The 11,501-nt window shown below is 64.2% G+C and carries 16 protein-coding genes; 8 read left to right on the forward strand and 8 right to left on the reverse strand.

Annotation, left to right across the window (positions count from 1 at the left end; genetic code table 11):
• The first annotated feature begins 21 nt into the window (after positions 1 to 21).
• The 3 genes from ABC419_RS09995 to ABC419_RS10005 all read left to right on the forward strand — a co-directional run bounded on the left by ABC419_RS09995 (position 22) and on the right by ABC419_RS10005 (position 1,111).
• A complete protein-coding gene (locus ABC419_RS09995; RefSeq protein ID WP_200165179.1) occupies positions 22 to 258 on the forward strand; it encodes a hypothetical protein in 237 nt (78 codons plus the stop codon).
• A gap of 115 nt (positions 259 to 373) precedes the next feature.
• Positions 374 to 667 carry a hypothetical protein gene (locus tag ABC419_RS10000; protein WP_200165180.1) on the forward strand — a complete coding sequence of 98 codons (294 nt, stop codon included), beginning with the start codon at positions 374 to 376 and terminating at the stop codon, positions 665 to 667.
• Positions 668 to 934: 267 nt separating this feature from the next.
• Positions 935 to 1,111, forward strand: a complete 177-nt coding sequence (locus tag ABC419_RS10005; protein WP_200165181.1) for a DUF1328 domain-containing protein — start codon at positions 935 to 937, stop codon at positions 1,109 to 1,111.
• A 159-nt stretch (positions 1,112 to 1,270) separates the two neighbouring features.
• On the opposite strand, the gene ABC419_RS10010 is transcribed toward ABC419_RS10005, so the two are convergent.
• Positions 1,271 to 1,480, reverse strand: coding sequence for a cold-shock protein (locus tag ABC419_RS10010; protein WP_200165182.1), 210 nt, complete (start codon positions 1,478 to 1,480; stop codon positions 1,271 to 1,273).
• Between the two features lie 576 nt (positions 1,481 to 2,056).
• A complete protein-coding gene (locus ABC419_RS10015) occupies positions 2,057 to 2,320 on the reverse strand; it encodes a hypothetical protein (protein ID WP_412877585.1) in 264 nt (87 codons plus the stop codon).
• 336 nt (positions 2,321 to 2,656) lie between these two features.
• On the opposite strand from ABC419_RS10015, the gene ABC419_RS10020 reads away from it, so the two are divergent.
• Together ABC419_RS10020 and ABC419_RS10025 are read left to right on the forward strand one after the other, a co-directional pair.
• Positions 2,657 to 3,298, forward strand: a complete 642-nt coding sequence (locus ABC419_RS10020; protein ID WP_412877584.1) for a DUF421 domain-containing protein — start codon at positions 2,657 to 2,659, stop codon at positions 3,296 to 3,298.
• An 89-nt stretch (positions 3,299 to 3,387) separates the two neighbouring features.
• Complete coding sequence (locus ABC419_RS10025; RefSeq protein ID WP_200165184.1) at positions 3,388 to 3,615, forward strand: hypothetical protein; 228 nt, start codon at positions 3,388 to 3,390, stop codon at positions 3,613 to 3,615.
• Positions 3,616 to 3,666: 51 nt separating this feature from the next.
• Here the strand turns inward: ABC419_RS10025 and ABC419_RS10030 are convergent, their stop codons facing one another.
• From ABC419_RS10030 to ABC419_RS10055, 6 genes are all read right to left on the reverse strand, one after another.
• On the reverse strand, positions 3,667 to 3,990 hold the full coding sequence (locus ABC419_RS10030) for a hypothetical protein (RefSeq protein WP_200165185.1): 324 nt from the start codon (positions 3,988 to 3,990) through the stop codon (positions 3,667 to 3,669).
• A gap of 130 nt (positions 3,991 to 4,120) precedes the next feature.
• On the reverse strand, positions 4,121 to 4,297 hold the full coding sequence (locus ABC419_RS10035; protein ID WP_200165186.1) for a hypothetical protein: 177 nt from the start codon (positions 4,295 to 4,297) through the stop codon (positions 4,121 to 4,123).
• Between the two features lie 238 nt (positions 4,298 to 4,535).
• A complete protein-coding gene (locus ABC419_RS10040) occupies positions 4,536 to 4,877 on the reverse strand; it encodes a nuclear transport factor 2 family protein (protein WP_200165187.1) in 342 nt (113 codons plus the stop codon).
• 63 nt (positions 4,878 to 4,940) lie between these two features.
• A complete protein-coding gene (locus ABC419_RS10045; protein ID WP_200165188.1) occupies positions 4,941 to 8,156 on the reverse strand; it encodes an error-prone DNA polymerase in 3,216 nt (1,071 codons plus the stop codon).
• Complete coding sequence (locus ABC419_RS10050; RefSeq protein ID WP_234288686.1) at positions 8,153 to 9,613, reverse strand: DUF6504 family protein; 1,461 nt, start codon at positions 9,611 to 9,613, stop codon at positions 8,153 to 8,155. Before ABC419_RS10050 ends, ABC419_RS10045 begins: the two co-directional genes overlap by 4 nt.
• On the reverse strand, positions 9,588 to 10,406 hold the full coding sequence (locus ABC419_RS10055) for an ImuA family protein (RefSeq protein WP_459562592.1): 819 nt from the start codon (positions 10,404 to 10,406) through the stop codon (positions 9,588 to 9,590). Before ABC419_RS10055 ends, ABC419_RS10050 begins: the two co-directional genes overlap by 26 nt.
• An 85-nt stretch (positions 10,407 to 10,491) precedes the next feature.
• Between ABC419_RS10055 and ABC419_RS10060 the strand changes: the two genes are divergently transcribed.
• The 3 genes from ABC419_RS10060 to ABC419_RS10070 all read left to right on the forward strand — a co-directional run bounded on the left by ABC419_RS10060 (position 10,492) and on the right by ABC419_RS10070 (position 11,500).
• Complete coding sequence (locus tag ABC419_RS10060) at positions 10,492 to 10,701, forward strand: hypervirulence associated TUDOR domain-containing protein (RefSeq protein ID WP_200165190.1); 210 nt, start codon at positions 10,492 to 10,494, stop codon at positions 10,699 to 10,701.
• An 8-nt stretch (positions 10,702 to 10,709) separates the two neighbouring features.
• Complete coding sequence (locus ABC419_RS10065; protein ID WP_200165191.1) at positions 10,710 to 11,255, forward strand: DUF488 domain-containing protein; 546 nt, start codon at positions 10,710 to 10,712, stop codon at positions 11,253 to 11,255.
• A gap of 68 nt (positions 11,256 to 11,323) precedes the next feature.
• A complete protein-coding gene (locus ABC419_RS10070; protein ID WP_145915895.1) occupies positions 11,324 to 11,500 on the forward strand; it encodes a hypothetical protein in 177 nt (58 codons plus the stop codon).
• Position 11,501 lies beyond the last annotated feature (1 nt).

Raw genomic sequence — 11,501 nt, forward strand, 5'->3', positions numbered from 1 at the left:
CTGAACGATGCCCTCGAGGCCATGGCTGCCGCTGCCGGCGACGACCCCAACCTTCTGCCGGGCCTGATCACGGTCGAGACTGACCACTGGGTCAACGTGCTGTCTGCTGTGCGGGCGAAGTGCACGGCCCTACACGACGGCCTGCGCCATCGAGACATCGTCATCCACGTAGGATCGCAGCAGGAAACCAAGGTGCTGACCAGAGCCGAGGCAGGCGATCGAGGCGAACCCTATCGAGATCTTCTGCCGGCGGGTTGAGCGCCACTCCGCCGCCAGGATAACAGCGGAGGGCGCTCGTCTCCCCGGAGCGCCGCACGGGGCCAGCAAGCGCGACGCTGTGTGCCAACCGGCCCAGCGCGGAAGAGTTCCATGCGTGGGAACCGTCTATCGCCTCCCGAGCTTTATCGGCTCGCTCAGGAGGTCGATCATGGTCGTCAGTTCACGCGCCAACCTGCGCGATCAGGCCGGAGTGAAACTCGTTCGGATAGAGCGCCTGGCCAAGCAGCAGCGCGAGATTTCCTTTCGTCTCTCGTCGCATCGGGACGGCAGCAAACGCCTGATCATGGATGAGGCAGAGGCGCACCGCGCTTTCGCGCGCGAAGTCGCCGCCTCCCTTCAGGACCCCGTCGTCCTCGGTCTGATCGAGCGCGGCGTCCTGCAGAACTGAAAACCCCTCGCCGGCGCTTGGGGCATCCGGCGAGGGGCTCGGCGGTTCTACAGAGGGCAGCCCCGAGGATGGGGTGGGCTGCGAAAGGCCAACTGGCGGGCGCTTGCCGGGTTCCAAATGATCGCCAATGGACGTCGCTGCAAAGTCGGATAGCACGGTTCCAGTCCCTCGGAACGCTCAAGCCTCCGATACGTTGGCCGACGGGTGGAGCGATCGAGGCGGAGGCGTCGACGTTCACGCCGTCATCAACACGCCAGAGGACCATCCATGCTTCGTTGGGCCATCATCTTCTTCATCATCGCCCTGGTCGCCGCCGTGCTCGGCTTCGGCGGCATCTCGGGCATGTCGTTCGAGATCGCGAAATTCATCGCCATCATCGCCGTCATTCTGTTCGTCGTCTCGCTAGTTGTGGGCGGCATGCGCGGCCGTGGGCCGCGTATCTGACGCGTCATTTCTAGAACGCGTAAAGGCCCGGCCGCCGGTCGGGCCTTCTTGCTGCCGGCGCCTCACAGCCTCCGGGAAGTCAAAGCGTCTCTAGAAACGAGAAAGCCCGCCCTCCTGAGAGAGCGAGCCTCAATAGCGCCATTAAACTGGCGCGTTCGCTTAAACGACCTGCAGCTGACCTGCCGAAGTCTTACCCGAGCGCTGGTCGCGCTCGAGTTCATACGACAGCGCTTGGCCTTCGTTCAGGCCGCTGAGGCCAGCACGCTCGACAGCCGAGACGTGGACGAAGACGTCGCCGCCGCCAGCGTCAGGAGCGATAAAACCGAAACCCTTGGTAGGATTGTACCATTTGATAATGCCAGTAGCCATTTCCATGACCTCCGAGAAAGATTGCCCTGAGGAAAAGGTCCTGAGAGCTGTCGGGTCTAAGGAAACGGAAATCTCGATGCGTCGCAAAGAAATAGGGCGTTACGCAGAGATATCGACATCCAGACGGTGAGCCATAAAGACGGAACAAGCAAGGATAAATATTATTTAGTTCGAGTTGAGCGCTCCACCAGATTTAATATCGAGCAATTACAGGGCGCTTCTGGAGCGCAGACAAGTTTATCACCTGCGGTTTCACAATGGTGCTACGCGTACTGTTCGCCGGCTGCCGTCCACGGAGATCACGGAACAATGGATCATCGGAGGCTGACTGCGGCTGAAAAGCGCCTCGTAATCGCCGCCGCGTTTGGGGGTGTGATCGCACTGGCCGTAATCATCTGGGCCGTTCTGACGATCATTGCAGGCGGTGCTGATTAATTTCTTGTGGGCCTTGCGCTTTTAATACTGGCTCCCATTTAGGCTACGAGCCTCGGCTCATTAGGCCCGTCTGAGTCCCAATGTGGCAGACGGGTTTTCTTATGCCCGTCAGCCAGGCTTGGGCGGCAACTCGGCGGCGCGTTAATTAGGGCGGGCCTTCCGGCCTCCCTTCAATGCGCGAGTGATAAACTCGAGTTCTTTCTCGCCCCGCGCTTCCGCCTCAAGCCTCATGCGAGCCTTATAAGCCTTGATTTCCTTTGCTGCGTGATTTCGAGCCCGCTCCACAGTTATCGTACACGCGCCTAGAGGTTTCACCGGTCGACCGTCCAGCTTTATCAACTCCCGCAGCTTCATCTGAAACTGCCCGAGAGTTATTTCGCGACCCTGGATGGGCGTGTCGGTCATTCGATATCCTCCGAGCGGCGCAGCGACACGATCACCTGTTGGAGTTGGCGGATCTCGCCTTCCTTCTGCTCCGCCTTCTCCAGAGCGGCGTCTCGTTCCTGTCGTACAGATCAGCTGTGAGCTTCCTGACCTGGGCGTCGAGCGCCACCGCTCGGTCATGCGCAGCGGCGAGGTCGGCCTGCCTATCCGGCGACGCCCCTCAAGGACTGCATGGTTACGGTTGAATCTCCCAAATCTACACCGCCCCTTTGCTGAGGGTGCGATTAGGCACACAGCCAACCCTAAACCGCGCGCTGCGTTGTGAAGCTATCGGCTTAACTGCAAGGACGCGGAAAGATGAAAGCAAGCCCCCATCTTGCGGACCTAAGTGCTCTGCCCAAGCTGGCGACTGTCCCGCCCAAAATACGCTTACGAAAGGTAGAAGCTCTCGGCGTCACGCTTATCGCAGCCGTGGTTTTCCTCGGAGCTGTCGGCGTCATCGAGCCGGAGGAAAGCAACGGTCTGGATTTGATCGTGCGGGTCACGATCATATTCGTCGCTCTAACAGCGGGGTTTCGGTTCCTTGGCAAGCGTGAGCTTAGCCAGATGTCGCCGTTCGAGATCGTCACCCTTCTGATGATAGCCGAGATCGTATCGCCGTCCCTGACGGCTGGCGACGAGTCTATCCCAGGAGCCTTGGTCGGGGCCGCTACCCTTCTGTTCCTGACCTTTATCGACTCGGTGATGACCTACCGGCTGAAATGGTTTCAAACCGTCAGCGAGGCGCTGCCTGCGATCGTGATCAATAGGGGCAGGCTCGTCGAAGATGCTTTGCACAAGGATCGCATCAGAACGGACGAAATCCTGTCGGAAATACGCAAGGCCGGGATCGAACGGCTGGATATGATCAAATGGGGCGTGCTGGAGCCCGATGGCCGGCTATCGTTCGTTCGATACGACGGGGAAGACACAGGTGCAGAAGAGCCATTGGTTAGCTAGGCTAGAGTTTGGAACCCCAAGGGGCAGCCTGCTGGAACGGGATCGGCGCCCACCGCTTGGTTAAGGGCAACCCTAGAGAGGATATGACCATGACCGACGTCCCGCCAAACGACCCGAACTCTCGCGGCCCCGCCGATAAAGACAGCCTCCAGGAGCAAGCCAGACGCGAGACCGACGAAGCTGAGCGCCGGGAACGGGAGCCCGATCCCAGCGTCACTACGCCTCAACCGGATGAGAACCCCGACCAGCGCCGAAAGCTGGAGGAGGAAGCGGTGAAAGCTCCACCGGCGACGCCGCCGATCGCTAACCCAGACTGATCAACCGAGGTTCAGTCGGACGGCGGCCCGGGCAGAGCCGCCGTCCAAGCTTCAGTTCCTGCCCTGCACGATGTCGCGGTTTGCGGCCCTGGTCTTGGGGCCCTGCGTATCCATGGCCTCGGTACGGTCGGGCCGGTTCGCGTGATTGGCGCCCTGCTGAACGGCTTCTCCGTCCAAGGCCTCCCCTTCGTCCATATAGTCGGACACCTCGCCCGCGGCGGGCGGGGCTAGCGAACTGTCGGAAGCATCCGGCGCCGCGTAGGAGCGAGGTTCTTCCTTGCGGTCCTGATCTGTCGCCTGGTCGCGCGGAGCCGCCGGATCGGTCGCGGCATTCTGAGCGGTCGCGCTGGGCGATGACGTGTTCTGATGTGGCATGGCTTGCTCCTTCGTTGCCTCTATCGAAGGAAGCGCGCCGCTCTCCGTTCCATACCGCTCAGGCTAGGTGACCTCTTCATTCAATTGGAAACGGCGGCCCCGGATGAGCCGCCGTTCTTCTGTCGAACTCCTACTCCGGACGACTGGTCGCTGGCGCGCGCTCTTGGCTGAAATCCACGTGCGCTGGGTTCGGCGTCAGATCGAGCATCGCGCCGGTCCCCGCACCGATTCCGGCGCCAATGATGCCCCCGGCGAGGACGTTTCCAACCATGGCGACGCCGCCACCGGTGGAAACCTTGTTGGCCACGGTCACAGTCGCCGGCTGATACCCTCTCCAGCGTTGAGGTCGCCACGAACTCCGACTTGCGCGGCATCTTGATCGCGATACCGTCACTCTTCGCGGGACAACCCAAAGCGGACCTTTCGACCCACCGCAATGAGTCGCAGGCCGCAGTGAAAGAGACTCCCGGGTCCGATCCAGGCCCGCACTCGCGATTTGCGGCAAAACGCCTGGGCTTGGTCGCGACAGCGCGCTAAGAGAAACATCAAGCCTCGACGGTTTGCTGATGCTGGATGATAAGCCAACGACCTTCGGAGAGGAGGTAAGTGGACGTGCAGACGCAGCGGTAGGTAGGAGCTTCTGGTCGATCAGCCGCCGCGCGATAGCCAATAACAATAAGGTCGGCGCTCGCTTGGGCGATTGTGTAGTCGCTGGGTGTGACCTCGCGCCAACGCGGTCCGGTGATGCTATCGATGACAGTCTCAGCGTCCAGGATTCCAACCTCGGCGAAGGCCATCAGGCAGCGCGGATGCAGGAGCGCTGCGTAGGCTTCGCGACCGCCGAGCCAGAGGCTTTTCTCAAGCGTCCAGATTTCGTCAAACGTCATGCCGTGCTCTCTTATTCTGAGGAACGCCTCGGATCCGTTGTCGATCCTGCTAACGTCGCGGGACTAGCGAAAATCCCGCGGCTTGATACGAAGACCCCTGCCCTCGCGCGCATCGGAGCCGCTCGATCCGTGATGGAACTCGTCGCCACGTCCGTGCGGCAACGGGAAAGCGTCATCCTTCTCGCCGATCCGGCCCAGCCGGTCCGACAGGTCGAAGAGTTTCGCGGCAACGAGGTGAACGACGTCGCCTTCGCGTTGGACGCACCCCTGCACAGCGATCATGCTCGAGCCGAGTATCACGCGGCGGTGCTTCTCGTAGATGTCGGGCCAGACGACCAGATTGGCCACTCCAGTCTCATCCTCGATGGTGATGAACATGACGCCCTTCGCGGACCCCGGCTTCTGGCGCACCAGCACCAGACCCGCGATCTTGGTGAGGCGGCCGTCGCGCGTCCCCTGAGCCTGGGCGCAGGTGACGATGGCTTCGCCGGCCAGTTCGTCGCGCAGGAAGGCGACCGGATGGCGACGAAGCGAAAGACCGACATGCTGATAGTCCTCGACGACCTCCCTGCCCGCGGTCATCGCTTTCAGCGCCACCGCCTCCTCGTTGATCTCGGGCGGCGGCCGTCCATCGTCGCCGGCCGCCGCCGCGAACAAGGGCAAGGGCTCGTCGCGCAGCGCCTGGATCGCCCATAGCGCCTCGCGCCGCGCCAGACCGAAGGCCGCGCGGAAACCATCCGCCTCCGCCAGCCGCACCAACGCGGACACCTCGGCGTCCGAGCGCCGCCATACATCGTCGATGTCGGCGTAAGGGCGATCCCTGCCCGCCACGAGCGCCGCCCCGTCCGAATTGGCCAGCCCTGTGACCATGCGCAGGCCGAGCCGGACAGCGAAGGCGCCCGGGCGGTCCGTGGACTCAAGCGTGCAGTCCCAGCGCGAAGCGTTGATGCAGACGGGTCGCACCTCGACGCCATGCTCACGCGCGTCGCGAACGACCTGGGCCGGGGCGTAGAAGCCCATCGGCTGCGCGTTGAGAAGCGCCGCGCAAAAGACATCGGGGTGCCAGCATTTAAGCCATGACGAGGCGTAGGCGATGAGTGCGAACGATGCGGCATGGCTTTCCGGAAATCCGTAGGAGCCGAAGCCTTCGAGCTGGCTGAACGTCCTGGTGGCGAACTCCTCGGTATAGCCGCGCGCCACCATGCCCTGGATCAACTTGCCTCCGAAGGCCGATACGCCGCCGGTGTGCTTGAACGTCGCCATTGCGCGGCGCAGTTGGTCCGCCTCGCCGGGGGTGAAGCCGGCGCATTCGATGGCGACGCGCATCGCCTGTTCCTGAAACAGGGGCACGCCCAGCGTCTTGCCCAGCACCCGCTCCAGTTCGGGCGTCGGATAGTCGACGGGTTCGCGTCCCTCGCGCCGCCGCAGGTAGGGATGGACCATGTCGCCCTGGATCGGACCGGGCCGGACGATCGCCACCTCGATGACGAGGTCATAGAAGGTGCGCGGCTTCATGCGGGGCAGCATCGCCATCTGCGCCCGGCTCTCAATCTGGAAGACCCCGAGAGTATCGGCCTTCCGGATCATAGCATAGGTGCGCGGGTCCTCCGCCGGGATGATCGCGAGATCGAGGTCGACGCCCTTGTGCTCGCGAAGGAGATCGAACCCCCGGCGCATGCACGAGAGCATCCCCAGCGCCAGCACGTCGACCTTCATGAACTTCAGCGCGTCGATATCGTCCTTGTCCCATTCGATCACCTGTCGGTCTTCCATCGCGGCGGGTTCAATCGGGACCAGTTCGTCCAGGCGGTCCTCTGTCAGGACGAAGCCGCCGGGATGCTGCGACAGGTGGCGCGGCGCGCCGATCAGTTCGCGCGCGAGTTCGAGCGTCAGCCGCAATCGGCGGTCGGCCATATTGAGATTGAGTTCGCTCGCAAGCTTCTCGTCCGCCCCCTCGGTCGCCCAATGGCCGAGTTGCTTCGACAGGAGGCCGATCATGTCCTCGGGCAGGCCTAGCGCCTTGCCGACGTCGCGTAGCGCGCCCTTAGCGCGATAACGGATCACGGTCGAACAGAGGGCGGCGCGGTGACGGCCGTAAGTTTCATAAACCCACTGGATCACCTCCTCGCGCCGCTCATGCTCGAAGTCGACGTCGATGTCCGGGGGCTCCTTGCGTTCCTGGCTGACGAAGCGCTCGAACAGCAGGTCGTTACGGCCCGGATCGATCGAGGTGACGCCCAACACGAAGCAGACGGCGGAGTTGGCCGCCGATCCGCGCCCCTGGCAGAGGATGCCGAGCTTGCGCGCCTGCCGGACGATGGCGTCCACCGTCAGGAAATAGGGTGCATAGTCGAGGCTGGCGATCAGGGTCAGCTCATGACGAAGGGTCGCGGCGACCTCGTCCGGGAGGCCCTCGGGATAGCGCTCGGCTGCGCCTTCCCAGGTCCGTTTCTCCAAGGTCGCCTGCGCCGACAGACCGTGCTCGACCACCTCATGCGGATATTGATAGGCCAGTTCATCCAGGCTGAAGCGGCACCGCTCCGCGACCTCAACGCTGCGGGCGACGGCTTCCGGCCACAGGCGGAACAGCCGGGCCATTTCCTCGGGCGGTTTCAGATAGCGGTCGGCGTGGCGATTGCGGACGAAACCGGCGTCGTCGATCATCACGCCCTCGCGGATGCAGGTCACGACGTCCTGCAGGACGCGGCGATAGGGATGGTGAAACAGGACATCGTTGGTCGCCACGGTCGGCACGCGGGCCGCCGACGCCAGATTGGAGAGGCCGTGCAGGCGAAGATGGTCTCGCGGCCGCCGACGCAAGGTCAGGGCGCAATAGGCGCGGTCGCCGAAGAGATCGGCGAGCCTTCGCAGCCGCCGCGCCGTCAGGTCGTCGGCCTCGTCTGGAACCAGGACGGCGATCAGACCCTCGTTCCATGCGGCGACGTCGTCCCAATGGAGTTCGCATTTCGCCTTGCCCGCACGGCCCTTGCCGAGGCTGAGCAAGCGACACAGCCGAGCGTATGCGGGCCGGTCGGTGGGATAGACCAGAAGCTCGGTCCCGTCGGCGAGTACTAGCCGGGAACCGACGATCAGGCGGACGCCGGTCGCCTTGGCCGCTTCGTGGGCGCGCACAATTCCCGCAAGCGAGTTGCGGTCGGTGATCGCCAGCGCCTCGATCCCCAGCACGGCGGCCTGGCTGAAAAGCTCATCGGCCGAGGAGGCCCCGCGCAGAAAGGAGAAATGCGAGGCGCATTGCAGTTCGGCATAGCGCGCGCTCATCCGAACAGCCCGTGCAAAAACCAGCGGTGCGAGCCCGTATGCGGGTCCTCGCCGTCGCCGGCCCGGTAGAGCCAGAAGCGCTCGCCCGCTTCATCCTCGACCTGGAAATAATCACGCACCGCCTCCAGTTCGGCGTCGCGCGTCCACCATTCGCCGAAGATTCGTTCCGGACCGTCCGCGCGCATCACCCGTCGCCGCTGGCCGCGCCAGGTGAATGCGGCGGGCGGATGGTCGGGCAGCAGCGCCATCGCTTCGACCAGCTCGGGCGGGTCGAGCAGCCGCGAGGGCCGCGGCCAGTCGACAGGCCAGGTGCGCCCATCCGCCGGAGCCAGAGGGGCAAGGCGGCTCAGGCAGCGCTCGGGCACATCGCTCTCGCGCGGGGCGAGGCGATAAAGGCGGTTCGCACCGATGCGGTTGGCGAGGGTGTCTATTAGCTCGGAAACATCGGCGGGCGCGGTTTCGACCAGGCTCGATGCGCCGGCCCGATAGTGCAGCGGTTCGGCGACGGCGGCCGTCAGCGTCATGCGCTCGATCCCGAACCCCGGCGCTACGGTTTCGATCTTGTCGCAGAGGAGCCGGGTCAGGCGCCGGACGTCGCGCACCGGCTTGGCGGTCCCTACGCGGACCGCCTCAATGCGATTGTCGACGCGGTGAAACAGCAGGTCGAGCTTGCGCGCCCCGAGCCGCTTTTCCTCCAGCGCCTCGCAAAGCTGAGCGACCAGCTTGCCGGTGTAGCGCGCCAGCGTCTCCGGCGCGCCGATCGGCTCTGCGAAATCACGCACGACCCTCACCAGCTCCGCAGCCGTCATCATTTCGAACGGCTCTTCGACGCGGCCATAGGCCTGATCGAGCCGCCGCCCGAGCTCGGGTCCGAACCGAAGGGTGAGCGGTGCGCGCGGCGCGGCCGCAAGTTCGCCGATACGGTCGAAGCCGAGCCGGCGCAGGCCCTCAACCGTGACGGGCGTCAGGCGCAGCGCGGCGACCGGCAAAGGGCTCAGGCGGTCTGCGATCTCGTCTTCGGCGACGATCCTGTCCTCGCCGCCGAACCGCGCGAGCGCATGGGCTGCGCCATAGGACGGTGCAACGGCGGTCCGCGCGTGGATGCCCGCCGAGGCGAGCCGCTCGGTCAAGTCGTCGAGCAAGGCCGCCTCACCGCCTTTCAGGTGAGAGGCTCCAGCAATGTCGATCATCAGGCCGTCGGGCGGATCGGGCGCGACGATCGGCGCATAGCGTCGCAGCGCCCATAGCGCGAGCCGGTCCAGCGCGAGGTCGTCGGCCTCCCGGTCGGCGTCCATCACGGTCAACTCTGCGACCAGGGCCTGGGCCTTTGCTACCGCCATGCCAGGATGGAGTCCGAGTCCCTGAGCGGCCGCATCGGCCGCCAGCACCATGCGTTTGCGGCCGTCGCGACCGACGAGCACGAGCGGCGCGTCAGGCGGCGGCGCGGATGCGCCCATCGACCGGCGCAACCGATCGGTCGGCCAAGTCGGCAGGGAGAGCGAGACGACCCTTCTCATCACAGGCTTCCAGGACAAAATCCGCGCATTCGCCGGCGCGGGACCGGATCAACTCGACCAGCCAGCGGGGGCGGCCGACACCCGGTACAGGCAGGGGTTTCGAAGGCAGGGCTGAGACTCGCCAGCGCGTGACGGCCGCGGTCGGCTGACCGAAATCGCTGGCGTCTGACTGTCTGCGCCAGCGGCGCACCGCCAAACCCGGCACGCCCGACGCTTCCGCCGCAAGCTGCAAACGCCGCGAGGCGGTCATCGGCAGTTTGGACAGCTCAGCGACGACGCCGGCGACGCCGCCGTGACGCAGGCCTTCTTCGAAACAGGCGAGCATGGCCTTGTCGTCGCCGATCTCGGCGTAGATCACCCTGTCAGGATGAAGCCCTGCTTGGGCCAGCGCCGGCGCGAAGAGGTCGCGCTGGCTTACGCACCACAGAACCGGCCCATCCAGACGCGCCATGATCCCCGCGGCGAACAGCGCCGCCGCCGCGCCGTTAAGCGCGCCTGCCCCGCCGCCAGCGACCTCGTGCAGCGCGCCCAGCGAGAGCCCGCCGCCAGGCAGCCGGCGATCCACCGCCTCGATCCCGAACGGCAACACCCCGCGGTCCCGCTTCTCGCTCGTCTCGATCCGACGAATGCGAGTGCGTAGCGCATCGAGAAGGGGTTTCGAGGGCGATGACATAGACTCCAAATTCTGCCGCGAGCTAAAATGTTCCCCTTCTGTTCTACTCGCGAGCGTCAAGAGTCAACACGGATCGCAAGGGGGGCCGCCGAAAATGGGGGGAACGAAATCGGCAAAGCCTGATTGTCCTTTTAGGAGATCAGGAATGGCCAAGACTTTCGACGTTGGCGATCACGTCAGCTGGAACTCCGAGGCGGGGCGCGTGTCGGGCCGGATTATCAAAATTCATACCCGCGACTTTGATTACAAAGGCCACACGCATCGCGCGTCGGAAGCCGACCCCCAATACGAGATCAGGAGCGACAAGACGGATCACATCGCCGCCCATAAGGGCAGCGCTCTGGATCATGTGTGACACGACGCGTGACGCTGCCGTTCTACACGATCGGACACTCCAACCGGAGTTCTGAGGATTTCGTCGCCCTGCTGCAGGAGGCGCACGTCGAACGGGTGGTGGACGTCAGGAAGATTCCGATGTCCCGAACCCATCCCCAGTTCAACAAGACAACGCTTCCGGACGTCTTGGCGGATTTTCAGATTTCTTACGAACATAGCGCCGCCCTGGGCGGTCGACGCGGGCAGGTGAAAGACGTGCCCGCGGACGTGAACGCCTACTGGGCAAACAAGAGCTTCCACAACTATGCCGACTACGCCCTCTCACACGAGTTTCGTGACGGGCTCGAACGACTGATCGAGGCCGGCCGCCAGTGGCGCTGCGCAATCATGTGCTCCGAAGCGGTCTGGTGGCGATGTCACCGCAGGCTCATCGCCGACAATCTACTCGCGCGCGGCGAGCCGGTTCTACACATCATGGGACGCGGTCGTCTGGAACCGGCTCGGCTGACAGGCGGGGCCGTAATTGGTTTGGACGAGACCGTCACCTATCCCGCTCCGATGAGCATGGACTAGGCCTGCCAATCAGCAGACGGCACCTTTCGCTCCGATGGCGCGTTGCGACTCCCGAGAGGAGACTTTCTATGTCCAAACGCGAGTTAATCGATACGGGCTCTGACAAGCGCTACGTCCGGCGCGATGAGAAGGGTCAGTTCAAGGAGTCCGACGACGTGGGCCGCTCGCTCGCCGCTGACCGTCGGCAGAAGGCGAAGCACGAGAGCAAGCCCGGCCAAGGCGACCGCGGCGATCGTCGGTCCTGAC

The sequence above is a fragment of the Brevundimonas phoenicis genome (genome assembly GCF_047237745.1).
Lineage (GTDB): Bacteria > Pseudomonadota > Alphaproteobacteria > Caulobacterales > Caulobacteraceae > Brevundimonas.

What these genes read in the sequence shown, in the direction of transcription:
- ABC419_RS10030 (WP_200165185.1), bottom strand. Translation starts at nt 3,990, where the DNA reads ATGCCACATCAGAACACGTCATCGCCCAGCGCGACCGCTCAGAATGCC.
- ABC419_RS10025 (WP_200165184.1), top strand. Translation starts at nt 3,388, where the DNA reads ATGACCGACGTCCCGCCAAACGACCCGAACTCTCGCGGCCCCGCCGAT.
- ABC419_RS10005 (WP_200165181.1), top strand. Translation starts at nt 935, where the DNA reads ATGCTTCGTTGGGCCATCATCTTCTTCATCATCGCCCTGGTCGCCGCC.
- ABC419_RS09995 (WP_200165179.1), top strand. Translation starts at nt 22, where the DNA reads ATGGCTGCCGCTGCCGGCGACGACCCCAACCTTCTGCCGGGCCTGATC.
- ABC419_RS10070 (WP_145915895.1), top strand. Translation starts at nt 11,324, where the DNA reads ATGTCCAAACGCGAGTTAATCGATACGGGCTCTGACAAGCGCTACGTC.
- ABC419_RS10020 (WP_412877584.1), top strand. Translation starts at nt 2,657, where the DNA reads ATGAAAGCAAGCCCCCATCTTGCGGACCTAAGTGCTCTGCCCAAGCTG.
- ABC419_RS10010 (WP_200165182.1), bottom strand. Translation starts at nt 1,480, where the DNA reads ATGGCTACTGGCATTATCAAATGGTACAATCCTACCAAGGGTTTCGGT.
- ABC419_RS10060 (WP_200165190.1), top strand. Translation starts at nt 10,492, where the DNA reads ATGGCCAAGACTTTCGACGTTGGCGATCACGTCAGCTGGAACTCCGAG.
- ABC419_RS10045 (WP_200165188.1), bottom strand. Translation starts at nt 8,156, where the DNA reads ATGAGCGCGCGCTATGCCGAACTGCAATGCGCCTCGCATTTCTCCTTT.
- ABC419_RS10015 (WP_412877585.1), bottom strand. Translation starts at nt 2,320, where the DNA reads ATGACCGACACGCCCATCCAGGGTCGCGAAATAACTCTCGGGCAGTTT.
- ABC419_RS10040 (WP_200165187.1), bottom strand. Translation starts at nt 4,877, where the DNA reads ATGACGTTTGACGAAATCTGGACGCTTGAGAAAAGCCTCTGGCTCGGC.
- ABC419_RS10050 (WP_234288686.1), bottom strand. Translation starts at nt 9,613, where the DNA reads ATGGGCGCATCCGCGCCGCCGCCTGACGCGCCGCTCGTGCTCGTCGGT.